This is a genomic window from Spirillospora sp. NPDC049024 (assembly GCF_040649235.1).
In the GTDB taxonomy this organism is placed as follows: Bacteria; Actinomycetota; Actinomycetes; order Streptosporangiales; family Streptosporangiaceae; genus Spirillospora.
The window spans coordinates 75456-97996 of the sequence record NZ_JBEZFD010000025.1 but is presented as its reverse complement, the minus strand read 5'-3'; the positions used below and the strand labels follow the sequence as shown (position 1 = coordinate 97996).

21 protein-coding genes are annotated in these 22541 nt (G+C 72.1%); 3 read left to right on the top strand and 18 right to left on the bottom strand.

Annotated features, from left to right (window positions below; all coding sequences use genetic code 11):
* Positions 1-181 precede the first annotated feature (181 nt).
* From AB0C21_RS35510 to aspS, 3 genes are read left to right on the top strand one after another with little or no spacing between them, the layout of a single operon-like run.
* The gene (locus AB0C21_RS35510; protein ID WP_500210270.1) at positions 182-922 is read left to right on the top strand and encodes an MBL fold metallo-hydrolase; all 741 of its coding nucleotides are present in this window, start codon (positions 182-184) and stop codon (positions 920-922) included.
* 11 nt (positions 923-933) lie between these two features.
* Positions 934-2214, top strand: coding sequence for a histidine--tRNA ligase (hisS, locus tag AB0C21_RS35505; RefSeq protein WP_500210268.1), 1281 nt, complete (start codon positions 934-936; stop codon positions 2212-2214).
* Entirely contained in the window at positions 2211-3971 is a 1761-nt protein-coding gene (aspS, locus tag AB0C21_RS35500; RefSeq protein ID WP_500210266.1) for an aspartate--tRNA ligase, read from the top strand. Before hisS ends, aspS begins: the two co-directional genes overlap by 4 nt.
* Before the next feature lie 62 nt (positions 3972-4033).
* On the opposite strand, the gene AB0C21_RS35495 is transcribed toward aspS, so the two are convergent.
* The 18 genes from AB0C21_RS35495 to pgsA all read right to left on the bottom strand — a co-directional run bounded on the left by AB0C21_RS35495 (position 4034) and on the right by pgsA (position 22418).
* Positions 4034-6577 (bottom strand): RelA/SpoT family protein, encoded by a 2544-nt coding sequence (locus AB0C21_RS35495; RefSeq protein ID WP_500210265.1) that lies wholly within the window; start codon positions 6575-6577, stop codon positions 4034-4036.
* A 102-nt stretch (positions 6578-6679) separates the two neighbouring features.
* Entirely contained in the window at positions 6680-7210 is a 531-nt protein-coding gene (locus AB0C21_RS35490; RefSeq protein WP_500210264.1) for an adenine phosphoribosyltransferase, read from the bottom strand.
* A 9-nt stretch (positions 7211-7219) separates the two neighbouring features.
* Positions 7220-8389, bottom strand: coding sequence for a protein translocase subunit SecF (gene secF / locus AB0C21_RS35485; RefSeq protein WP_500210263.1), 1170 nt, complete (start codon positions 8387-8389; stop codon positions 7220-7222).
* Positions 8390-8391: 2 nt separating this feature from the next.
* Positions 8392-10188 (bottom strand): protein translocase subunit SecD, encoded by a 1797-nt coding sequence (gene secD / locus AB0C21_RS35480; protein ID WP_500210262.1) that lies wholly within the window; start codon positions 10186-10188, stop codon positions 8392-8394.
* 41 nt (positions 10189-10229) lie between these two features.
* Positions 10230-10724 (bottom strand): preprotein translocase subunit YajC, encoded by a 495-nt coding sequence (yajC, locus tag AB0C21_RS35475; RefSeq protein WP_500210261.1) that lies wholly within the window; start codon positions 10722-10724, stop codon positions 10230-10232.
* A gap of 178 nt (positions 10725-10902) precedes the next feature.
* Positions 10903-11976, bottom strand: a complete 1074-nt coding sequence (gene ruvB, locus AB0C21_RS35470) for a Holliday junction branch migration DNA helicase RuvB (RefSeq protein WP_500210259.1) — start codon at positions 11974-11976, stop codon at positions 10903-10905.
* Positions 11977-12011: 35 nt separating this feature from the next.
* Positions 12012-12620, bottom strand: coding sequence for a Holliday junction branch migration protein RuvA (gene ruvA, locus AB0C21_RS35465; protein WP_149264744.1), 609 nt, complete (start codon positions 12618-12620; stop codon positions 12012-12014).
* Positions 12617-13192: a crossover junction endodeoxyribonuclease RuvC gene (ruvC, locus tag AB0C21_RS35460; RefSeq protein WP_149264796.1), complete on the bottom strand. Its 576-nt coding sequence runs from the start codon at positions 13190-13192 to the stop codon at positions 12617-12619. The genes ruvA and ruvC overlap by 4 nt, the downstream gene beginning before the upstream one ends.
* Positions 13193-13247: 55 nt before the next feature.
* On the bottom strand, positions 13248-14399 hold the full coding sequence (locus AB0C21_RS35455) for a GNAT family N-acetyltransferase (RefSeq protein ID WP_500210258.1): 1152 nt from the start codon (positions 14397-14399) through the stop codon (positions 13248-13250).
* 81 nt (positions 14400-14480) lie between these two features.
* Entirely contained in the window at positions 14481-15236 is a 756-nt protein-coding gene (locus AB0C21_RS35450; RefSeq protein ID WP_149264742.1) for a YebC/PmpR family DNA-binding transcriptional regulator, read from the bottom strand.
* Between the two features lie 3 nt (positions 15237-15239).
* Positions 15240-15857, bottom strand: coding sequence for a pyridoxal 5'-phosphate synthase glutaminase subunit PdxT (gene pdxT, locus AB0C21_RS35445; RefSeq protein WP_149264741.1), 618 nt, complete (start codon positions 15855-15857; stop codon positions 15240-15242).
* Positions 15858-16070: 213 nt separating this feature from the next.
* Positions 16071-16685: a DUF6928 family protein gene (locus AB0C21_RS35440; RefSeq protein WP_500210255.1), complete on the bottom strand. Its 615-nt coding sequence runs from the start codon at positions 16683-16685 to the stop codon at positions 16071-16073.
* A gap of 138 nt (positions 16686-16823) precedes the next feature.
* A complete protein-coding gene (pdxS, locus tag AB0C21_RS35435) occupies positions 16824-17747 on the bottom strand; it encodes a pyridoxal 5'-phosphate synthase lyase subunit PdxS (protein ID WP_500210253.1) in 924 nt (307 codons plus the stop codon).
* Between the two features lie 154 nt (positions 17748-17901).
* On the bottom strand, positions 17902-18936 hold the full coding sequence (locus tag AB0C21_RS35430) for a DUF3048 domain-containing protein (protein WP_500210251.1): 1035 nt from the start codon (positions 18934-18936) through the stop codon (positions 17902-17904).
* A gap of 171 nt (positions 18937-19107) precedes the next feature.
* The gene (locus tag AB0C21_RS35425) at positions 19108-19647 is read right to left on the bottom strand and encodes a LemA family protein (RefSeq protein ID WP_149264738.1); all 540 of its coding nucleotides are present in this window, start codon (positions 19645-19647) and stop codon (positions 19108-19110) included.
* Positions 19648-19655: 8 nt separating this feature from the next.
* Entirely contained in the window at positions 19656-20819 is a 1164-nt protein-coding gene (locus tag AB0C21_RS35420; protein WP_500210249.1) for a glycosyltransferase family 4 protein, read from the bottom strand.
* A 10-nt stretch (positions 20820-20829) separates the two neighbouring features.
* The gene (locus AB0C21_RS35415; protein WP_500210247.1) at positions 20830-21759 is read right to left on the bottom strand and encodes a phosphatidylinositol mannoside acyltransferase; all 930 of its coding nucleotides are present in this window, start codon (positions 21757-21759) and stop codon (positions 20830-20832) included.
* Positions 21756-22418, bottom strand: a complete 663-nt coding sequence (pgsA, locus tag AB0C21_RS35410) for a phosphatidylinositol phosphate synthase (RefSeq protein WP_500210245.1) — start codon at positions 22416-22418, stop codon at positions 21756-21758. Before pgsA ends, AB0C21_RS35415 begins: the two co-directional genes overlap by 4 nt.
* Positions 22419-22541: the final 123 nt, after the last annotated feature.

Here is a 22541-nt window from a genome sequence, read left to right as displayed (position 1 = left end):
AGCGCATAGTAGCGGTACCGGGGAGTAAACGCGCCTCCGCGTTCAGGGAGCGCCTCCCTCCCGCCCGCGCCCCGGCGGGTCGGGCCCGCGACACGTCGGCCGCCTATCTCGTTCGCGGTGGCCATGGCCGCGCCGGTACCCTCGAACACGCCCACAGGGATGGTTCTAAGGAAGGACGACCGTGCTCGTCGCCGGGTTCCCCGCTGGATCGTTCGCCGCGAACTGCTACGTCGTGGCGCCCGCCGCGGGTGAGGAGTGCGTGATCATCGACCCCGGCCAGGACGCCGAGGCCGGGATCGAGGAGATCCTGCGCGAGCACCGGCTGAAGCCGGTCGCGGTGCTGCTGACGCACGGCCATCTCGACCACGTCTGGTCGGTGGCCCCGGTCTGCGGCGCCAAGGACGTCCCGGCCTACGTCCACCCCGACGACCGCGACCTGCTGACCGACCCCGCCAAGGGCCTGTCGCTGGGCCCCGGGCAGCAGCTGTTCGGCGGCCTGGAGCTCTCCGAGCCCGACGACGTGCGCGAACTGGCCGACGGGGCGGTGCTGGAGCTGGCGGGGCTGAGCTTCACCGTCGACCACGCACCGGGCCATACGCCCGGGTCGGTGACGTTCCGTACGCCGAAGACGCAGGAGATCCCGGACGTGATGTTCACCGGGGACCTGCTGTTCGCCGGCTCCATCGGGCGCACCGACCTGCCGGGCGGGTCGTACGAGCAGATCCTCGCCAGCCTGTCCCGGGTGTGCCTCACCATGCCCGACGAGACGGCCGTCCTGCCCGGGCACGGCGACCAGACCACAATCGGCCGCGAGCGCGCGACCAATCCGTTCCTGAGCGCGGTTTCACCGGGGGGTCCAGGGGGGTCGTCCCTCCTGGGGAACCGGGTGGTCCCCGCGGACGGACCTGACAAGGGATTCTGACCTAAAAGATCATGAGTTCGAGCTTCCGGGCCCCCAAGGGGGTCAGCGAATACGTGCCGCCGCGGGCGGACCTCTTCTACGCCATCCGGGAGGCCTTCGCCGAGCAGGCGAGGCTGGCCGGCTACGGCTACCTGGAACTGGCGGTGTTCGAGGACACGAACCTGTTCCGGCGCGGCGTCGGCGAGTCCACCGACGTGGTGTCCAAGGAGATGTACACCTTCGAGGACAGGGGCGGCCGGTCGCTGACGCTGCGCCCCGAGTTCACCGCGTCGGTGCTGCGCTCCGTCCTGGAGAACAACCTCCACAAGGGCTCGCTGCCGGTGAAGGTGTGGACGACCGGGGCCGCGTTCCGCGCCGAGCGCCCCCAGCAGGGCCGCTACCGGCAGTTCTACCAGCTCGACCTGGAGGCGATCGGCAGCGAGGACCCGCAGGTCGACGCCGAGACGATCGCGATCGCGTGGAACTGGTACCGGTCCCTCGGCCTGACCCGGGTGCGGCTGCTGCTGAACTCTCTCGGCTGCAAGGAGTGCCGCCCCGCCTACCGGGCCCTGCTGCAAGACTTTCTGCGCGGCCTCGACCTGGACGAGGACACCCGCGCCCGCGTCGAGATCAACCCGCTGCGGGTGCTGGACGACAAGCGCCCCAAGGTGCGCGAGCAGCTCACGGGCGCCCCGCTGATGGCCGACCACCTGTGCCCGGCGTGCAAGGCGCACCACGACCGCGTCCGGGAACTGCTCGCCGACCTCGGCATCGCGTGGGAGGACACGCCCACCCTCGTCCGCGGGCTGGACTACTACACCCGCACCACCTACGAGTTCGACCACCCGCTGCTCGGCGCCCAGTCCGGCATCGGCGGCGGCGGCCGCTACGACGGGCTGTCGGAGGACATCGGCGGCCCGCCCCTGCCCGGCATCGGGTTCGGCCTCGGCCTGGACCGCACGATCCTCGCGCTGGAGGCCGAGTCGTCGGACGTGGAGGGCCCCGCGTTCGCCGCGAAGCCCCGCTGCGAGGCGTTCGGCGTGGCGCTCGGAGACGCCGCCGAACGGCGCGTGTTCGCGCTCGTCGCCGAGCTGCGCCGCGCCGGGATCGCCGCCGACATGGCGTTCGGCGGCAAGAAGCTGAAGGGCGCCATGAAGGACGCGGACCGCTCGGGCGCCCGGTACGCCGTGATCCTCGGGGAGCGAGATATCGCGGACGGCGTCGCCCAGGTCAAGGACCTGGCCGAGGGCGAGCAGACCGCCGTCCCGCTCACCGACCTCACCACGACGTTGAAGGAAAGGCTCTCCAAATGATCCGCACCCACGAGGCGGGGACGCTCCGCAAGGAGCACGCCGGGCAGCAGGTAACGCTGGCCGGCTGGGTCGGCCGCCGCCGCGACCACGGCGGCGTCACGTTCATCGACCTGCGCGACGCCTCCGGCACCGCGCAGGTCGTCTTCCGCGAGGAGGACACCGCGCACGACCTGCGCGTCGAGTACTGCGTGAAGGTCGTCGGCGAGGTCCGCGTCCGGCCCGAGGGCAACGAGAACCCCGACCTGCCCACCGGCGAGGTCGAGGTCGCCGCCGCCGACATCGAGGTGCTGTCGGACGCCGCGCCGCTGCCGTTCCCCATCGAGGGCGATGTCAACGTCAACGAGGAGATCCGCCTCAAGTACCGCTACCTCGACCTCCGGCGCGAGAGCGTCGCGCGGGCGATGAAGGTCCGCTCGGAGGCCTCGTTCCTGGCGCACGAGGTGATGCGCGAGCACGGCTTCGTGAACGTCGAGACGCCCACCCTCACCCGGTCCACGCCGGAGGGCGCCCGCGACTTCCTCGTCCCCGTCCGGCTCCAGCCGGGCCACTGGTACGCGCTCCCGCAGTCGCCGCAGCTGTTCAAGCAGCTCCTCATGGTCGGCGGCCTCGAACGCTACTACCAGATCGCCCGCTGCTACCGCGACGAGGACTTCCGGGCCGACCGGCAGCCCGAGTTCACCCAGATCGACATCGAGATGTCGTTCGCCGAGCAGGACGACGTCCTCAAGGTCGGCGAGGACCTCGTGGCGCGCCTGTGGAAGGAGATCGCCGGGTACGAGATCCCCCGCCCGATCCCCCACATCACCTACGCCGACGCGATGGCCCGCTACGGCTCCGACAAGCCCGACCTGCGGTTCGGCAACGAGCTGACCGACATGACCGAGTACTTCGCCGGCACGTCGTTCCGCGTGTTCCAGGCCCCGTACGTCGGCGCGGTCGTCATGCCGGGCGGCGCGTCCCAGACCCGCAAGGAGCTGGACGGCTGGCAGGACTGGGCGAAGGCGCGCGGCGCCCGCGGCCTCGCCTACGTGCTCGTCCAGGAGGACGGCACCCTCGGCGGCCCGGTCGCCAAGAACCTCTCCGACGCCGAGAAGGAGGGCCTCGCCGCCAAGACCGGCGCCTCCCCCGGCGACGCGGTCTTCTTCGGGGCCGGCAAGCGGCACTCCACCCAGGAGCTCCTCGGCGCCGCGCGGCTGGAGATCGGCCGCCGCCGCGGCCTGATCGACGAGTCCGCCTGGGAGTTCGTCTGGGTCGTGGACGCGCCGATCTTCGAGCCGGTCGAGGACGACAAGGGCGAGCAGATCGGCTGGACGTCGGTGCACCACCCGTTCACCGCGCCCAAGCCCGAGTTCGCCGACACCTTCCAGGACGACCCGGGCCCGGCCCTCGCCGACGCCTACGACCTCGTCCTGAACGGCAACGAGATCGGCGGCGGCTCCATCCGTATCCACCGCGCCGAGATGCAGCAGCGCGTCTTCGACGTGCTGGGCCTCTCCAAGCAGGAGGCGGAGTCCAAGTTCGGCTTCCTGCTGGAGGCGTTCAAGTTCGGCCCGCCCCCGCACGGCGGCATCGCGTTCGGCTGGGACCGGGTGGTCATGCTCCTCGCCCGCCAGGAGTCCATCCGCGACGTGATCGCCTTCCCGAAGGCCGCGTCCGGCCACGACCCCCTGACCGCCGCGCCCACCCCCATCACCCCGGAGCAGCGCGCCGAGGCGGGCGTCGACGTCATCCCCGAGGACGAACCCGCCGAGAACTGACCTCGACGAAGAAGGGGCGGCCGCAGCGATGCGACCGCCCCTTTTCTCTGCTCCCGGCGCTCCTAGCGAGGGGCGCCGCTGGTCACCCGGTAGACGTCGTAGACGCCGTCGATGGAGCGGACGGCCTTCAGGACGTGGCCGAGGTGCTTCGGGTCGCCCATCTCGAAGGTGAAGCGGCTGACGGCGACACGGTCGCGGGTCGTGGTGACCGACGCCGACAGGATGTTGACGTGCTGGTCGGACAGGACCCGGGTCACGTCCGACAGCAGCCGCGGGCGGTCGAGGGCCTCCACCTGGATCGCGACGAGGAACACCGAGTCCTCGCCCGGGGACCACTTGACGTCGATCAGGCGGTCCGGCTGCGACTTCAGGCTCTCGACGTTGGCGCAGTCGGCGCGGTGCACCGAGACGCCGTGGCCGCGGGTCACGAAGCCGACGATGTCGTCGCCGGGGACGGGGGTGCAGCAGCGCGACAGCCGGACCCACACGTCCGAGTCGTCGGCGACGACGACGCCCGGGTCGCCCGCCGGGCGGGTGCGCTTGCGGCGGGTCGGCAGCGCGATCTCGGCGAGGTCCTCCTCGGCGCTCTCGACGCCGCCGAGCGCGTCCACGAGGCGCTGGACGACGTGCTGCGCCGAGACCTGGCTCTCGCCGACGGCCGCGTACAGGGACGACACGTCCGGGTAGCGCATGTCGCGGGCGAGGGCGAGGAGGGCCTCCCCGGACATCATCCGCTGCAGCGGCATGTTCTGCTTGCGCATCGCGCGGGCGATGGCGTCCTTGCCGGACTCGATCGCGGTGTCGCGGCGCTCCTTGGAGAACCAGTGCTTGATCTTGTTGCGGGCGCGGGCGCTCTTGACGAAGCCGAGCCAGTCGCGGCTCGGGCCCGCGTCGGGCGACTTGGAGGTGAAGACCTCGACGGTGTCGCCGTTGTCGAGGGTCGATTCGAGGGGGACGAGGCGGCCGTTGACGCGGGCGCCGATACATCGGTGCCCGACCTCGGTGTGGATCGCGTACGCGAAGTCGACGGGGGTCGCGCCCTGCGGCAGCGCGATCACGTCGCCCTTCGGGGTGAACACGAACACCTCGGAGACCGACAGGTCGAAGCGGAGCGACTCCAGGAACTCGGCCGGGTCGGCGGTCTCCTTCTGCCAGTCGAGGAGCTGGCGGAGCCACTGCATGTCACCGGCCTTGCGGCCGCCGACCGTCTCCTCCTTGTACTTCCAGTGCGCGGCGACGCCGTACTCGGCGCGGCGGTGCATGCCCCAGGTGCGGATCTGCAGCTCGACGGGCTTGCCCTCGGGGCCGATCACCGTCGTGTGCAGCGACTGGTACATGTTGAACTTCGGCATCGCGATGTAGTCCTTGAACCGGCCGGGGACCGGGTTCCACCGCGCGTGGATCGAGCCGAGGGCGGCGTAGCAGTCGCGGACGCTGTCGACGAGGACCCGGATGCCGACCAGGTCGTAGATGTCGTCGAAGCTGACGTCCCGCGCGATCATCTTCTGGTAGATCGAGTAGTAGTGCTTCGGCCGGCCCGTCACGGTGGCCTTGATCCGGGCCTCGCGCAGGTCGGTGGAGACGTTCTCGATCACTTCCTGGAGGTAGACGTCGCGGCGCGGGGCGCGCTCGGACACCAGGCGGGCGATCTCGTCGAACCGCTTGGGGTACAGCGTGGCGAACGCGAGGTCCTCCAGCTCCCACTTCAGCGTGTTCATCCCGAGGCGGTGCGCGAGCGGCGCGAACACCTCCAGGGTCTCGCGGGCCTTCTTCTCCTGCTTGTGCCGCGGCATGTAGCGCAGCGTGCGCATGTTGTGCAGCCGGTCGCCGAGCTTGATCACCAGGACGCGGATGTCGCGGGACATCGCCACGACCATCTTGCGGACGGTCTCGGCCTCCGCGGCCTCCCCGTACTTGACCTTGTCGAGCTTGGTGACGCCGTCGACCAGGGCGGCGATCTCGTCGCCGAACTCGGCGCTCAGCTGGTCGAGGGTGTAGGGGGTGTCCTCGACGGTGTCGTGCAGCAGCGCCGCGCAGAGCGTCTCGGTGTTCATGCCGAGCTCGGCGAGGATGGTGGCGACCGCCAGCGGGTGCGTGATGTAGGGGTCGCCGCTCTTGCGCTTCTGGTGGCGGTGGTAGTGCGCGGCCACGTCGTAGGCGCGCTCGATGAGCCGGAGGTCCGCCTTCGGGTGCGTGTTGCGGACCGTCTTGATCAGAGGTTCGAGTACCGGGTTCATAGCGGGGCCGCGCTGGGCGCCCAACCTGGCGAGCCTGCGGCGCACCCGGGCGGCGGACGGCGGGATCGTGGCCGGCGTGGGCCTGGACGGGACGGCGGACCCGGACGCGTCGTCGGCGTCCGGGGCGGCGCCTGGGCCTTTGGCTGGGGGAACATCGGATCTCGATGGCTGGGCGGGCGGGGCGGCGGACTCGGACGTCTGCGCGGGCTCGGACGTCTGCGTGGCTGACTCGGACGTCTGCGCGGGGGGCTTGGACGTCCGCGCGGCGGAGTCGTCGGGCTCGGGCGGCCGGACGTCGGGCGGTGGCGGCGCGCGCCGTTCCTCGGCGGCGGCGTTCACCGCGTCGGTCGATACCACCTCACCTGGCACCCAGCCTCCCTAGTCCATCCGGGCGCCGCACTCGCGTGCCGAGGGTCGCGCCCGTCCCCACCGGACCCTGATGGCGTCAGTGTATCCGGCGCCTATTTCGTACTAGACCGTAACCAGGGAATGAACGTCCAGATTCCCCAGCTTGTCGCGTCCGTTCAGGAACGACAGCTCGAGGAGGACCGAAAGTCCGACGACCTCGCCGCCGCCCCGCCGGACCAGCTCGGCGGCGGCCCTGGCCGTCCCCCCGGTCGCCAGGACGTCATCGACGATCAGCACCCGGTCGCCGGGTTCGAAGGCGTCGAGATGGATCTCGATCGTCTCGCTCCCGTATTCGAGATCATAGGTCTCCGCGTCCGTCGCCGAGGGCAGTTTCCCCTTCTTGCGCACCGGGACGAAGCCCGCGCCGAAGTGGTAGGCGACGGGCGCGGCGAGGATGAACCCGCGGGCCTCGATTCCGACGATCTTGTCGATGGTGCCGCGGCCGTGGTGGTTGACGACGGCGTCCACCACCCCGGCGAACGCCACGTGGTCGGCCAGCAGCGGGGTGATGTCCTTGAACATCACCCCCTGCTTGGGATAGTCGGCGATGTCGCGGATCCGCTCCTGGATCAGCTTGTTGAGGTCCACTCCCACGTTCCCCGCCTACTTGCCGCCGCGGCGCTGCTGCCGCGACCCTCGCTTCGGCTGCTGCCGCGACCCCGTCTGCACGACCTTGCGCACGGTGACCGCGCTGCGGACGTCGGTGGCGGGACGGTCGGCGCCCTCGTCCTCCGGGTCGTCCGCCGGGTCGTCCTCCGCGGTGTCGGCGGAGGCCCCGGCACCGGCCTTGACCTTCGCCTTCGACGTCCGCCTGGCGCTCTGCTCGCGCCGGGCGATGTTCTCCCGGAGCTGCTTGTACTTCGGCTCGCGCTCCTTGAACTGGACCAGCAGCGGCGTCGCCACGCAGATCGAGGAGTACGTACCGACGATCATGCCGACGAACAGGGCGAGCGACAGGTCCTTCAGCGTGCCCGCGCCGAACAGGGTCGTGCCGATGAACAGGATCGCGCCGACGGGCAGGATCGCCACCAGCGAGGTGTTCAGCGAGCGCACCAGGGTGCTGCTGAGCGCCTGGTTGGCGGCCTCGCTGTAGGTGATCTTGGAGGTCGGCCCGAGCGGCTTGGTGACCTCCTTGATCATGTCGAAGACGACGACGGCGTCGTACAGCGAGTAGCCGAGGATCGTCAGGAAGCCGAGCAGCGTGGCCGGGGTCACCTCGAAGCCCGACCAGGCGTAGATGCCGGCGGTGATCACGAGGTCGTGGACGAGCGCGACCACCGCGGCCACGGCCATCCGCCACTCGAACGCCACCGACAGGTAGGCGATGATCAAGATCATGAAGACGAGCAGCGCCTGCCACGCCTTCTTCTGGATCTCACCGCCCCACGAGGCGCCGACGACCTGGGTGCTGACCTTGTCGGCGGGGACGGTCAGCTCCTTGGCGACGCTGGTCTTGACCGCGGTGACCTCGCTCGAGGACAGGCTCTCGGTCGTGACCCGCCAGTCGCCGCCCGCCTTCTGCACGATCACCTGGTGCGGGCCGCCGTCGGCGACGGCGCCGCGCACCTGCTCGATCGAGGCGCTCGGCGCCTTGAAGGTGAAGACGGAGCCGCCCTTGAACTCGACGCCGAAGTTGAGTCCCTGCACCAGCAGGCCCGCGATCGACAGCGCCAGCAGCAGCCCGGAGATCGTGTACCAGATCTTGGGCCGGCCGACGATGTCGGCGCTGATCTCGCCCCGGTAGATCCGGGAGATGGCCGCACGCGTTCCCATGCTCAGGCCTCCTGGCTCGTCGTGCGGGCGGCTGGGGCGGTGTCCTGCGCCTTGTGCAGGCGCCTCGGGTCGAGACCGGACATCGGATGCCCGCGGCCGAAGAAGCTGGTGCGCGCCAGCAGCGCGACCATCGGCTTGGTGAAGAAGAACACCACGATGACGTCGATGAGCGTCGTGAGGCCCATCGCGAACGCGAACCCGGCCACCCCGCCGACCGCGAGGAAGTACAGCACGAGCGCCGCGAGGAAGGTCACGGCGTCGGCGACGAGGATGGTGCGCCGCGCCCGCTTCCAGGCGTTCTCGATCGACGAGCGCAGCCTGCGCCCGGCCCGCAGCTCGTCCCGCAGCCGCTCGAAGTAGACGATGAACGAGTCGGCGGTGATGCCGATGGACACGATCAGGCCGATGATGTGCGGCAGCGAGAGCCGGAAGCCCATCCCCTCACCGAGGATCACCACCGCCTCGTAGGTGATGGCCGACGCCACGACCAGGCTGGACACCGCCACGAGGCCGAGGCCCCGGTAGTAGAACAGGCAGTAGAGCACCACCAGGCCGAGCCCGATCGCGCCGGCGATCAGTCCGCCGGTCAGCTGGTCGGAACCCAGCGTGGACGACACCTCGTCGATGGAGCTCTGCTTGAACTCCAGCGGCAGCGCCCCGTACTTGAGCACGTTGGCGAGGTCGGTGGCGTACTGCTGGTTGAAGCTGTCGGGCGGGCCGTCGATGCTGGCGGTGCCGCCGGTGATGGGGCCCTCGCGGATGCTGGGCGCGGAGACGACCTGGCCGTCCAGCACGATCGCGACCTGCGCCTGCGGCGAGGACGGGTTCTGCTGGTAGGCCTGGGAGGCGGCGGTGGTGACCGCGCCGAACTCGCGGGCGCCCTTGCCGTCGAACTTCAGCGAGACCGACCAGCTGGCCTGGCCCTGCTGGGCGTTCGGCGGCATCGCGGTCGCCGAGGAGACGTTCTCGCCCAGGACCTGGACGGGGCCGAGGATGTACTTGGCGACCTGGCCCTTCTCCTCGTCCTGGTCGCAGGCGGCGACGAACTTGCGGTTCGGGTCGTTGGACCCCGGGGCCCGCCGGTCGTTGCCGTAGCAGTCGAGCGCCTCGAACTGGCTGATCACGGCCTTGTCGGTGACGCCCGGGTAGTCCTGCGCGGGCGCGCTGGGCTGCCCGGACGGCTGGCCCAGCGGCGACGACGCCGACGGAGCCGGCGACGCCGCGGCGGACCCGGCCGGCTTCGGGGTCGGGGCCGCAAGCGCCCCCGAGAGCGCCCGGCCGCGCGGGGTCGCCGACGTCGACGGCGACGCGCTCCCGGACGGGGAGGCCGACGCGGACGGCGAGGGGCTCTTGCCCCCGTCCTTCCCCTTCGACGACGGGCTGGGGGACGGGGCGGGCGCCGCCCCGTTCGTGGGCCGCCCGTCGGCCACCGCGAACACCTGGCGGAACTGCAGCTTCGCCGTCGTCCCGATCAGGTTGACGACGCGGCCCTGCCCCTCACCGGGGACGTTCACCACGATGTTGTTGCTGCCCTGCTTGGCGACCTCGGCGTCGGACACCCCCAGACCGTTGACGCGCTTCGTCATGATCTTGACGGCCTGGTTCATCTGGTCGGCCGGAGGGTTCTTGCCGTTCGGGGTCTTGGCCGTGAGGGTCACGGTCGTCCCGCCGGCGAGGTCGAGGCCCAGCTTGGGCTTCGTCTGCCCCTGCCAGACCGCCAGACCTGCCAGGACCACCATGACCGCGAAGAGCGCGAGGAGCGTGCGCCCCGGCTTGGGAGCATTCTTGGGCGGAGCCACTTGTCGTCGTACTTCCCGTCGTATCGTCGCCTGAGAGGGGGTCAGGCGGGCTTGTCGCCCGCCTCGACCTTCGCCTTCCCCTTCGGCTTGGACTCGGGCTCGCCGTCCTCGTCCGCGCTCTCCGCGGCCTCGCCGTCCTTGGACAGGTCGACCTCGGCTCCGTCCTTGGACAGGTCGACGCGGTCGCCGTCCTCGTCCTCGACGGCCTCGTCGTGCTCGTCGTCGAGCTCCTCGGGGTCGTCGTCCTTGAGGACCTGCATGATCGCCTGCTTGACGAACCGGACCTCGACGCCGTCGGCGATCTCCAGCACGACACCGTCGTCGTCCACCGACACGACGGTCGCGCGGATACCGCTGGTCGTCAGGACGCGGGCGCCCGGTTCCATGGCGTTCTGCATCTGCATCTGCTCTTTGCGGCGCCTGCTCTGCGGCCGGATGAGCAGGAAGTAGAAGACCAGTGGCACGGCGAGGAGCAGGAGCAGGTTGAAGGCCCCGCTACCGCCGTTGTTCGCCGCGAGAATCATGTCGCTGCCCATTACTGGGGCATCCTTCCGATGTCGATTGCCCAGCCTGTGACCAGACCGGTCACGTGCAACGGGACCGCCGGCTGGAGACGGTGAACCAAGTCCCGGAGTCTAGAGAGTACGCGAGACCCCGGCAACGAGGCGACGATCGGCGTCGCCGGGAAGTTCCCAACCCGTTACCAGATGATCACTATTCCGCTCCGTCGGCGTTCCCGTCCAGGTCGAACAGGGTGCCCGCCATCGGCGCGGTCGGCGGTCGGGGAAGCCCGAGGTGCGCCCACGCGGCGGCCGTGGCGACCCGTCCGCGCGGCGTCCTGGCGAGCAGGCCCTGCCGGACGAGGAACGGCTCCGCGACGACCTCGACGGTCTCGGGCTCCTCCCCCACCGACACGGCGAGCGTCGACAGGCCCACCGGCCCGCCGCCGAACTTGCGCATCAGCGACTCCAGGACGGAACGGTCGAGCCGGTCAAGGCCCCGTTCGTCCACCTCGTACAACGCCAGGGCCGCGCGGGCCGATTCCCGCGTGATCACCCCGTCGGCGCGGACCTCGGCGTAGTCGCGGACGCGGCGCAGCAGCCGGTTGGCGATCCGGGGCGTGCCGCGCGAGCGCCCGGCCACCTCGGCGGCGGCGGCGTCGGCGATCTCCACGCCCAGCAGCCGGGCCGACCGGCGGACGATGACCTCCAGCTCGGCGGGCTCGTAGAAGTCCATGTGCGCGACGAACCCGAACCGGTCGCGCAGCGGGCCGGGCAGCATGCCCGCCCGCGTGGTGGCCCCCACCAGCGTGAAGGGGGCGATGTCCAGCGGGATCGCCGTCGCGCCCGGGCCCTTGCCCACGACGACGTCGACGCGGAAGTCCTCCATCGCCATGTAGAGCATCTCCTCGGCGGGCCGCGCCAGCCGGTGGATCTCGTCCAGGAACAGCACCTCGCCCTCGGCGAGGGTGGACAGCACGGCCGCGAGGTCGCCGGCCCGCTCGATCGCGGGCCCCGAGGAGATCCGCAGCGGCTGCCCCAGTTCCGCCGCGATGATCATGGCGAGGGTGGTCTTGCCGAGTCCGGGCCCGCCGGACAGCAGCACGTGGTCGGGAGTCCGGCCGCGCCGCAGCGCGCCGTGCAGCACCAGCGAGAGCTGCTCCCGCACCCGTTCCTGCCCGACGAAGTCGTCCAGCTTCTTCGGCCGCAGCGCGGCCTCGATCTGCTGCTCCTCGATCCCGTCGGCGTCCGCCGACACCAGCCGCTCGCCCTCGTCGGTCCCGCTCATCCCCGCTCCCCACGCCTCCCCGGGACTGCTCTCACTCATTGTTTGCTGAGCTTCTTCAGTGCCGACCTGAGCAGCGCCGCGACCGGGGGCGTCTCGCCGCCGTCGAGGTCCGCGGCGACGGCGTCGACGGCGGCGTCGGCGTCCTTGGCCGACCAGCCGAGGTTGACCAGGCCCATCTGGACCTGCTCGCGCCACGGCTCGGCACGGGCGGGCGCGCGCAGGTCGCCGCCGTCGTCGCCGACCGGGCCGCCGAGGCGGTCCCGCAACTCCAGGACGATGCGCTGCGCGCCCTTCTTGCCGATGCCGGGCACCTTGGTGAGCGCGTTCACGTCCTCGGTGGACACGGCGCGGCGCAGCGCGTTCGGCGAGTGGACGGCGAGCATCGCCAGGGCGAGGCGGGGCCCGACGCCGCTGGCGGTCTGGAGCAGCTCGAAGACGGTGCGCTCGTCGTCGTCGGCGAACCCGAACAGCGTGAGGGAGTCCTCCCGGACGACGAGGGAGGTCGGCACCTGGGCCTGCTCGCCGACCCGCAGGCCGGCCAGTGTGGCGGGGGTGCACTGCACCGAGAGGCCGACGCCGTGCACGTCGATCACCGCCCCGTCGGGGCCCGCGGCGGCCACCCGGCCGCTGACGAAGGCGATCACTGGACGCTTCCTCCTCTGCTCCGGGCGGCGAGCCGTTCCCGTTCGGCCCTGGCCGCCTCCTCGATCCGCGACCGCTGCGCGTGCGCGAGCCGCCGCTGCGCTCCCCCGCGCCACACGTGGCAGATGGCCAGGGCGAGCGCGTCCGCGGCGTCCGCCGGCTTCGGCGCCGCCTCCAGCGCCAGCAGCCGGGTCACCATCCGGGTCACCTGCGCCTTGTCGGCGCGGCCGTTGCCGGTGACGGCGGCCTTGGCCTCGCTCGGGGTGTGCAGCGCGACGGGCAGGCCGCGGCGGGCGGCCAGCAGCATCGCGATGCCCGCGGCCTGGGCCGTCCCCATGACGGTCCGGACGTTGTGCTGGGAGAACACGCGCTCGACCGCGACGGCCTCGGGGCGCAGTTCGTCCATCAGGGCCGCGATCCCCGTCTCGATGCCCAGCAGGCGCTGGGCGTGGTCCTCGTCGGGGGCGGTCCGCACGACCGACACGTGCACCAGGTGCAGCCGCTTGCCCGGGGCGCCCTCGACGACCCCGACCCCGCACCGGGTGAGCCCGGGGTCCACCCCCATCACCCGCACGGCCGCTCCTTCGATCATCTGTTCGGCCGCCAACGCTACCAATCCGCGTCGCCGGTCAGAAGTAGTCCAGTGAGAACGGCGTGGCCGCGAACACGGCCGTGAGCGCCTCGGCGTCCGCGCCCTGGAGCAGGCCGGCGCGGCGGAGCGTGGACACCGGGATCCCGGCGTAGAGGGCCGACAGGCCGCGCGGGCCGAGGCGCACGGCGTCCGCGTCGGCCGTGGAGCGCTCCAGCCTGCCCTCCCCGTCTTCGATCTCCAGCCGCCAGTGCCCGGAGTTCGCCGGACGCTCCGGGTCGTCGATCTCCAGCGGGACGCCGGCGGCGACCCCGGCCGGGTAGCCGCGCGCCGCGATCGCCGCTGGCGCGTCGACGACCCGCAGCATCCACTGGGAGCGGTGGACGACCTCGTGTTCGCGTTCGCGCGGCAGCCACAGCACCGGGTCCGCCGGCGACACGCAGGCCCGCACCGACTCGGCCGTGGACGAGCCGGATCCGACGATGGCCCACAGCGCCCTCAGCGTCCTCTCGGAGGACGCGACGAGCCGGAGGACCTCCAGCCCGGCGTTGCCCTCGGCCCAGCGGTAGGAGAGGAATCCGTCCTCGGCCAGGTAGTGGTAGACGTCCGGGGCGTCCAGGTGCTCGCGCCACCTCGCCTCGGGCCAGCCGACGGGGCCGCAGTCGCGCGCCGTCCGGTGCGCGCGCCCGATCACTGCGGCCACCTCGGCGGCGTTGCCCGGCCCGGCCCGGCGGACGGGGACCCGCTCGGCCGCGATCGTGCGCAGGGCCTCGGTGGACAGGTCGACGTGGTGCCAGCCGCCCGCGTGCTCCCAGCCCAGCGACCGGTAGAGCCGCGTCGTGGCCGGATAGAGCATGGCGAGCGGGTGGCCGAGGCCGGCGCACCGCTCCAGCAGGTCGGCCATCAGACGGCGGCCGAGCCCCCGCCCGCGCTCCTCCGGCGCGACCGTGACCGCGCTGACGCCGGCCGTGGAGACCGCACGCCCGTTCCACCACTGCGCCATGTCGAGCAGGGCCCCCGTGGCGACGACCGCCCGGCCGTCGAAGCCCGCGAACTGCCGCCCGGCCTCCGCGGCCTGCCGGACGAGGCGGGACCGCCGCGCCCACACCTCGTCGGGCAGCGGCCCGAAGGCGCGGGCCCGGATGTCTCGGACGGCGTCCACCTCGCCGGGGGCGACAGCGCGAATCTCCATGATCCAGACCGTATGCGACGGCTCCGACGGCAACGCCGCCGCACCCGGGCGGGCGGCGGCGGCGTTCGCGGGGCGGCGGGATCAGGCGTCGATGGAGGCCATGACCTCGTCGCTGACGTCGAAGTTGGCGTAGACCTCCTGGACGTCGTCGGAGTCCTCCAGGGCGTCGAGGAGCCGGAACACCTTCTTGGCGTTGTCCTCGTCGAGCGGGACGGTCACGCTCGGCAGGAACTTGCTCTCCGCCGAGTCGTAGTCGATGCCCGCCTCCACCAGGGCCGAGCGGACCGCGACCAGGTCGCCGGCCTCGCTCACGACCTCGAAGTTCTCCTCGTCGAGGTCGTTGACCTCCTCGGCCCCGGCGTCCAGGACGGCCATCATGACGTCGTCCTCGCTGGTGCCCGCCTTGGGGACGATCACGACGCCCTTGCGGTTGAACATGTAGGAGACCGAGCCCGGGTCGGCGAGGGAGCCGCCGTTGCGGGTCAGGGCGACGCGGACCTCGGAGGCGGCCCGGTTGCGGTTGTCGGTCAGGCACTCGATGAGCACGGCCACCCCGCCGGGGGCGTAGCCCTCGTAGGTGATGGTCTGCCATTCGGCGCCCCCGGCCTCCTCACCGGCGCCCCGCTTGCGGGCGCGCTCGATGTTGTCGTTCGGGACCGAGTTCTTCTTCGCCTTGTAGATGGCGTCGTAGAGGGTGGGATTCGCGTCGGGGTCTCCGCCGCCGGTGCGGGCCGCCACCTCGATGTTCTTGATCAGCTTGGCGAAGAGCTTGCCCCGCTTGGCGTCGAGGGCCGCCTTCTTGTGCTTGGTCGTCGCCCACTTGGAATGGCCGGACATCTGTCAATCCTCCTCTGTCGTCCGGCGCACCAGATCGGCGAAGTAGTGGTGCACGCGGAAATCGCCTGTCAACTCCGGATGGAACGCGGTCGCCATGAGGCGCCCCTGGCGGACGGCGACGATCCTACCGGCGTTCGGGCCGCCCTCCGCGCGTCCGAGGACCTCGACGTCGTCGCCGACGGACTCCACCCAGGGTGCGCGGATGAAAACCGCGTGGTACGGCGTGTCACCCATACCGGTCAGCGGGACGGCGGCCTCGAACGAGTCGACCTGCCGGCCGAACGCGTTGCGCCGCACGGTCATGTCGATGCCGCCCACGGTCTCCTGGCCCGCGACGCCGCCGCGGATCCGGTCCGCAAGCATGATCATGCCGGCGCAGGAGCCGTAGGCGGGCATGCCCGCCTCGATCCGCTTGCGCAGCGGGTCGAGGAGTTCGAACGAGCGCGCCAGCCGCCACATGGTGGTGGACTCCCCGCCGGGCAGCACCAGCCCGTCGACCTGTTCCAGCTCGTCGGGGCGGCGCACCTTCAGGGCGCGCACCCCCGCCGCCTCCAACGCGCGCGCGTGCTCGCGCACGTCGCCCTGCAGGGCGAGGACACCGATCGTGGGCACAGCAGTCACGTGGAAACCTTCCGGGGAACAGGAGTCGTCTCAACCCTAGACGTTCCTTACAACGGCGCACGACCTGGCTGATCTTCCCTGCGCCTCCGCAGCGTGCCCCCGCGGATTCGGTCCACCCCCGGAGACGCCTCCCTGTGGGGGAGAACCCCCACACCCCCAAGAGCAGGGCCTGACCGACGCCTTCCGCTCCGCAGGCTCCGCTCCAGGCGCCGGTCAGGCGTGCCGGAAGCGGCGGACCGGGAGTTCCAGGGGCAGGAAGCCGTCCTTGCCCCGGTCGGCGATGCCGCGGCCGAACATGTACGCCTCGGCGAGGGCGAGCCCGAACTCCTCGGGGTCGAACGGGAGCGGCACGTCCGGGGCGCCGGCGTCGACGGCGCGCCAGAACGGCCGCTCGGCGGGCAGCCGCTCGCCCTGGTCGACGACCACCCCGTCCTCCGCGGTGACGAACACGTCGCGGAGCAGCTCGCCCGACTCGTACCAGCGGAACCAGCAGCCGCGGATGACGTTGTGCAGGACGAGGACGCCGCAGTGCGAGCCGGGCAGGGCCGCGGCGGCGGTGTCGGCGATGCGGCGGGCGTCCTCGTCGAGGCAGAACAGCCGCCTGTCGCACAGCAGCAGCGCCCGCTCGAAGGCCCCGACGAACAGCTCGTCGTCGTACGGCCAGAGCGCGAAGTCCAGGACCGTGTCACCGGTCTCGGTGAGGGCGGCCGCCGGGTACAGGCGGCGCGCGATCTTCGCGGCGGCGTCCGGATCGGGCACCATGCCGGGCCGGAACACCTCGGTGGGCTCACCCGCGCTCGCACACGCCAGCGCGACCGACCAAGCCATGCTCTCCCCTCCCGCGGCCGGACCGCCCGAAGATCGCTTCACCGGCCGCGACGTCAGCGTAACCCCGCCGGCGGCCGGTGTGGAGGGGGGACCCCTGTATCCGCCCGGCCACTCCGGGCCGGGCGGAAGAGGCGCCCATTACCAGCCGCGACCGGCGAACTTCTGGTCCTCGCCGAGGGAGGCGGCGCTGATGCCGACCATGGCCTCGCCGAGACCGCGCGACACCTTGGCGATCACGTCGGGGTCGTCGTGGAAGGTGGTGGCCTTCACGATCGCCTCGGCCCGCTGTGCGGGGTTGCCGGACTTGAAGATCCCGGAGCCGACGAAGACGCCCTCGGCGCCGAGCTGCATCATCATCGCGGCGTCGGCCGGGGTGGCGATGCCGCCCGCGGTGAACAGCACGACGGGCAGCCTGCCCGCCTGCGCGACCTCCTTGACCAGCTCGTACGGGGCCTGGAGCTCCTTGGCCGCGACGTACAGCTCGTCCTCGGGCAGGGTCTGCAGGCGGCGGATCTCCTGCCGGATCTTGCGCATGTGCGTCGTGGCGTTGGAGACGTCGCCGGTGCCGGCCTCGCCCTTGGAGCGGATCATCGCCGCGCCCTCGGTGATGCGGCGCAGCGCCTCGCCGAGGCTGGTGGCGCCGCAGACGAAGGGGACGGTGAACGCCCACTTGTCGATGTGGTTGTCGTAGTCGGCGGGCGTCAGCACCTCCGACTCGTCGATGTAGTCGACGCCGAGGGCCTGCAGCACCTGCGCCTCGACGAAGTGGCCGATGCGGGCCTTGGCCATGACCGGGATGGAGACCGCGCCGATGATCCCGTCGATCATGTCGGGGTCGCTCATCCGGGAGATGCCGCCCTCGGCGCGGATGTCGGCGGGGACCCGCTCCAGGGCCATGACGGCGACCGCGCCCGCGTCTTCGGCGATCTTCGCCTGCTCGGGCGTGACGACGTCCATGATCACGCCGCCCTTGAGCATCTCCGCCATGCCGCGCTTGACGCGGGCGGTCCCGGTCTCGGGCGCGGCGTTGTCAGGGGCGGGAGTGGAAGTGGACACGGGCATTCCTCACGTGGACGGACGACAAGTCTTTTCCCATGATATTGCCTGCTCGTTCGCCCTCTGGACCCGGCAGAGTGTCAGCGGGCGGCGCCGGAGGCTTACGAAGTGACGGGCGGCGGGGTTGCCCGGGGCTCCGCGCGGCCCAGAACGCGCCCGCTTAGGGCGTGTAGGGCTTGCCGTCGTTGACGAGCACGACCCACACCTGGCCGGGGGCGAAGTTCATGGGTTTGCCGTCGGCGGTGGTGTAGGTGGTGCCCTTGCTCTCGGACGGGCGCGACCACTTGGCGTCGTAGGCCTTGCCGTCGCGCAGGACGACCGCGCGCCCGGTGCCGGTGGTGTGGATCAGCGGCGTGTAGCTGCCGAGGAAGTCGTGGAACTTCGAGCGAGTCGTCTTGGCGTACTGGACGACGACGGTCTTGCCGCCGAGCAGCCCGCCTTCCGCGGCGCGGTCGGGCCTGCCGCCCCAGCTGGCGAGCCACCGCTTCTGCTTGGCCGACCACGTGAAACCCATCCTGGCGGCGGGCCACCGGGCGGTGAACGACTTGGTGGGCTTGCCGCCTTCGGGGGCCTCTCCGAAGCGGAAGCCGATGTCGCGCGGCTTGGCGGCCTTCGGCGCCCGCTTGAGGAGGTTCTTGGGGTCGGCGTAGAGGTTGTAGGGGATGCGCCTGTCGCTGGAGCGGAAGTACGCGCCGCCCGCGCTCTCCTGTGAGATGTCGTACACCGGCGCCTTGCGGATGTACTTCTTCATCTTGCTCTGGACGCCGGAGAACGCGAAGGCGGGACGGCCGAACTGCGGCAGGATGTGCAGGTCGGAGATGCGGGCGCTGCGGACGGGCCCGACCTTCTTCGGCAGCTTGGAGGAGAAGACCGCCATCAGGCGGGTCTCGCCGCCCTCCACCTGCTCGACGTAGACGATGTCGGCGGCCGACACGCCGCTCTGCGGGAGCGCGGGGCTCGTGTTCTCGATCTTGACCGCGAGGACGGGGTTGCCGAGGCCCTTGCTGCCGCCGGTGAACGGGTGCGTCGCCGGCGTCGGCGTCGCGCTGTCCTGGGGCGCGCCCGTGCTCTTCGGCGGCGGCGCCGACTTCGGACCGTCCGAGCTCGAGCAGGCCGGCAGCGCGGCGCCGAGGACGAGGACGCCGAGTCCCGCGGCCGCGTGCCTCCGGGCGGTGATCTCCCAGACAGATCGCACGATCTACCCCTCCTTTGGACGATCTGCCAGAGGTTAGCGAACGTGATCCGGTGCGCTCGCCCGCCCGGTGGTACGGCCGAGGGGTGCACCCCCGCTCAAAGTCCACCCGCCGATATGTCCGGGCGGCCGGATTCTGGGCCTCCGGGCCGCGGCCGGCCGGCTCGCCGGCGGTCAGATCCCGGGCGGGTCGTCGTCGATCTCGAAGAAGTCCGGGAGCGGGGCGCGCCCGGCGAGCGGCAGGACGCGGATGAGCAGCTTGCGGCGCGCGATCCGGGCCTGGGACACGGCGTCGTTGTAGAAGCGGCGGGCGTAGGCGACCTTCGCGGCGGCGGACGACAGCTCCTCCAGGACCGCCTGGCCGTCGCCGCCGCGGGCGGCGAGGGCGTCGACGAACCCGGGCTGGTCGACGGCCGCGCGAAGCGCCCGCGACAGGTCGCTCTCGGCGAACTCGCGCCCCTCGGCGTCGGCGGTGCGGGCCTCGTGGGCGGCGGTGGCCAGCACCAGGCTGGTCGCGGGGTCCAGGAGCCGCGATGCGGCCAGCTCCAGCGTGGCGGCGGCCCGCCTGACGAGCGCGGCGTCGAGCGCGGCGCGGGCCGTCTCGACCCGCACGTGCAGCCGGTCGAGCCGGGTGGCGCGCCACGACACGTACACGCCGACGAGGAAGACGACGGCGATCCAGAACAGGACGTCGATGACCCAGTCGTAGGACACGCCGCCCCCTACGCGCCGACGCCGGACTCGACGACGCGGACGCGGCCGCCGGTGACGGTCTCGTACACCCGCACCACGTCGCGGGCCACGGACGACCAGTCGTAGGCCCGGACGGCCGCGCGGGCCTCCGCGGACAGCTGCTTGCGGCGGGCCGGGTCGTCGAGCAGGGCCCCGGCCGCCGCCGCGAGCGCCTCGTGGTCGCCGGCCGGGAACAGCGCCCCGGCCCGGCCGCGGCGCAGGACGCGGTCGAACGCCTCGATGTCGCTGGCCAGGATGGGCGCGCCCGCCGCCATGGCCTCGGCGAGGACGATGCCGAAGCTCTCGCCGCCGAGGTTGGGCGCGACGAACACGTCGACCGAGTGGTAGGCGCGGACCTTGTCCTCCTCGCTCACCATGCCGAGCACGACGACGCGGTCGCGCAGATCGGGCGGGACCCTGGCCAGCACGTCGCCGGCGTCGCCGGGGCCGGCCAGCAGCAGCCGCAGCCCGGGCCGGAGGCGGCCGATGATCTCGAAGGCGCGCAGCAGCACCGGCAGGCCCTTGCGCGGCTCGTCCATCCGGCCGAGGAAGCCGAGCGCTCCCCCGTCGCCGCCCCCGGGCGGCGGGTCCGCGCGGCCGCGCCAGCCGGGCAGCGGCGCGGCCATCGCGTAGCGCTCGGTCGCGACGCCGTTCGGGATGAGCACGGCGTCGCCGCCGAGGTGCTCGACGAGCGTGGTGCGGGCGGCCTCGGACACCGCGATCCGGCCGGTGATCTTCTCGAGGGCGCTCTGCAGGATCGGCGCGGTGACCGACAGCGCCCGCGACCGCTCGTAGGAGGCGTGGAACGTCCCCACGATGGGCCCGTCGGCGGCCCAGCAGGCCAGCAGCCCGAGCGAGGGCGCGGCGGGCTCGTGGACGTGCAGGACGTCGAACCCGCCGTCGCGGATCCAGCGCCGGACCCGGCCGGCCGACAGGAACCCGAACGCCAGCCGGGCGACCGAGCCGTTGTAGGGGACGGGGACGGCGCGCCCGGCCGCCACGACGTAGGGCGGCAGGTCGGCGTCGTCGTCGGCGGGCGTGATGACCGACACCTCGTGGCCGAGCGCGACCAGCGCCTCGGCGAGGTCGCCGATGTGCTGCTGGACGCCTCCCGGCACGTCCCATGTGTAGGGGCAGACGAGGCCCACCTTCATCGGCCGGCCCTCAACTTCGGCCGTCCGCGAGGTCGTCCACCCAGACCTTCTGCAGCATGTGCCAGTCCTCGGGGTGGGCGGCGATGCCCTCCTCGAAGGCGCGCGCGAGCTCCTGGGTCATGGCCTGGATCTTCTCCTGTCTGCCGCCCTCGTCCGGCACGGGGATCTCCTCATGGACCCTCGCCGCCCAGTACTCGCCCTCGTACCAGAGTGTCACGGGGATGAGGGCGGCGCCGGTCTGGACGGCCAGCGCGGCCGAAACGGCGGGCATCCGGGCGGTGGCGCCGAAGAACTCGACCTCGACGCCGGTGTCGGTCAGGTCGCGGTCGACGACCAGGCACACCGGCCGCCCGGCGCGCAGCCGCTGCGCCATCCGCCCGTAGGCGGAGGCGCCCTTGTGCGCGAGGACCTCCATGCCGAGGCCCTCGCGGAACTCGACGAACCGGTCGAACAGCGACGCCGGCTCGAGGCGCTCGGCGACGGTGGTGAACGGGTGGCCGTTGTGCACCAGCCACGCCCCGGCCTGCTCGTAGTTGCCCATGTGGGGCAGCGCCAGGATGACGCCGCGCCCGGAGTCGAGGTTGGTGAAGATCTTCTTCTCGCCGGTGACCCGCATCCGGCCGACGATCCGCGCCCGGTCGTACTCGGGCAGCCGGAACACCTCCAGCCAGTAGCGGAAGTAGGAGCGCAGCACCTTCTTGCTGAGGACGCGGACCTCGTCGTCGACGGCGTCCTTGCCGAGGACGCGGCACAGGTTCTTCTCCAGCTGCCGCACGCCGCCGCCGTAGCGGTGCCAGGTGCGGTCGGCGAGCGCGGCGAACACCAGTCGCGCCGCGCTCTCGGGCATCTTGCGGACGACCGTCCAGCCCAGGGCGTAGACGGCGTCGGTCACCTCGTCGCGGAGCGACGGCGACGCCTCTGCGCGGCGGGGCGTGGTCATGGACGCGGCTCCGGCGTCTTCTCGGCCCCGTTGCGCGCGCCGTTGCCCGCCCCCGGGCCGCCGTCGGCCTTCGCCTGGGCGTACACCGTGGCGAACCGCTGCCCGACCGTGACGGTGCTGAGCACGGCGAGTGCCCACAGCGCGACGGCCAGGATGTAGGGGACGCCGAGCCCGTCCAGCCCGGCGGCGACCAGCGCGACGATGAGGCGCTCGGCGCGCTCGGCGATGCCGACGTTGCAGGTGTAGCCGAGCCCCTCGGCGCGCGCCTTGGCGTAGGACACCACGACCCCGGAGACCAGGCAGTACAGGGCGACCCCGGCGAGGGGCTCCTGCCCGGCCCGGTACAGCCCGATCATGAGCCCGGCGAAGATCGCGGCGTCGGCGACGCGGTCCATGGTGGAGTCCAGGAACGCCCCGAACGAGGAGATCTTCCCGGTGACCCGGGCCACCGCGCCGTCGAGCATGTCGAACAGGACGAACGCGGTGATGACCACCGTCCCCCAGAAGAACTCCCCGCGCGGGAACAGCACGAGCGCGCCGGCGGCGACGCCGACCGTCCCGATGACGGTGATGGCGTTGGGCGAGACCCCGGTCCGCGCGACCGCCTGTCCGACGGGGGTGAGGACGCGCCCCAGCGCGGGCCTGATCTTGTTGAGCATCGCCGTCCGTTCTCGTGGTCACCTGGAGTCGTCGCCGCCGGGAGTCGTGGTCACCGGGAGCGGCCCCGCCGCGGGCGTCCGGCGCCCACGCGGCGCGCCCATCGTAGTGCGGACGCCGCCGGG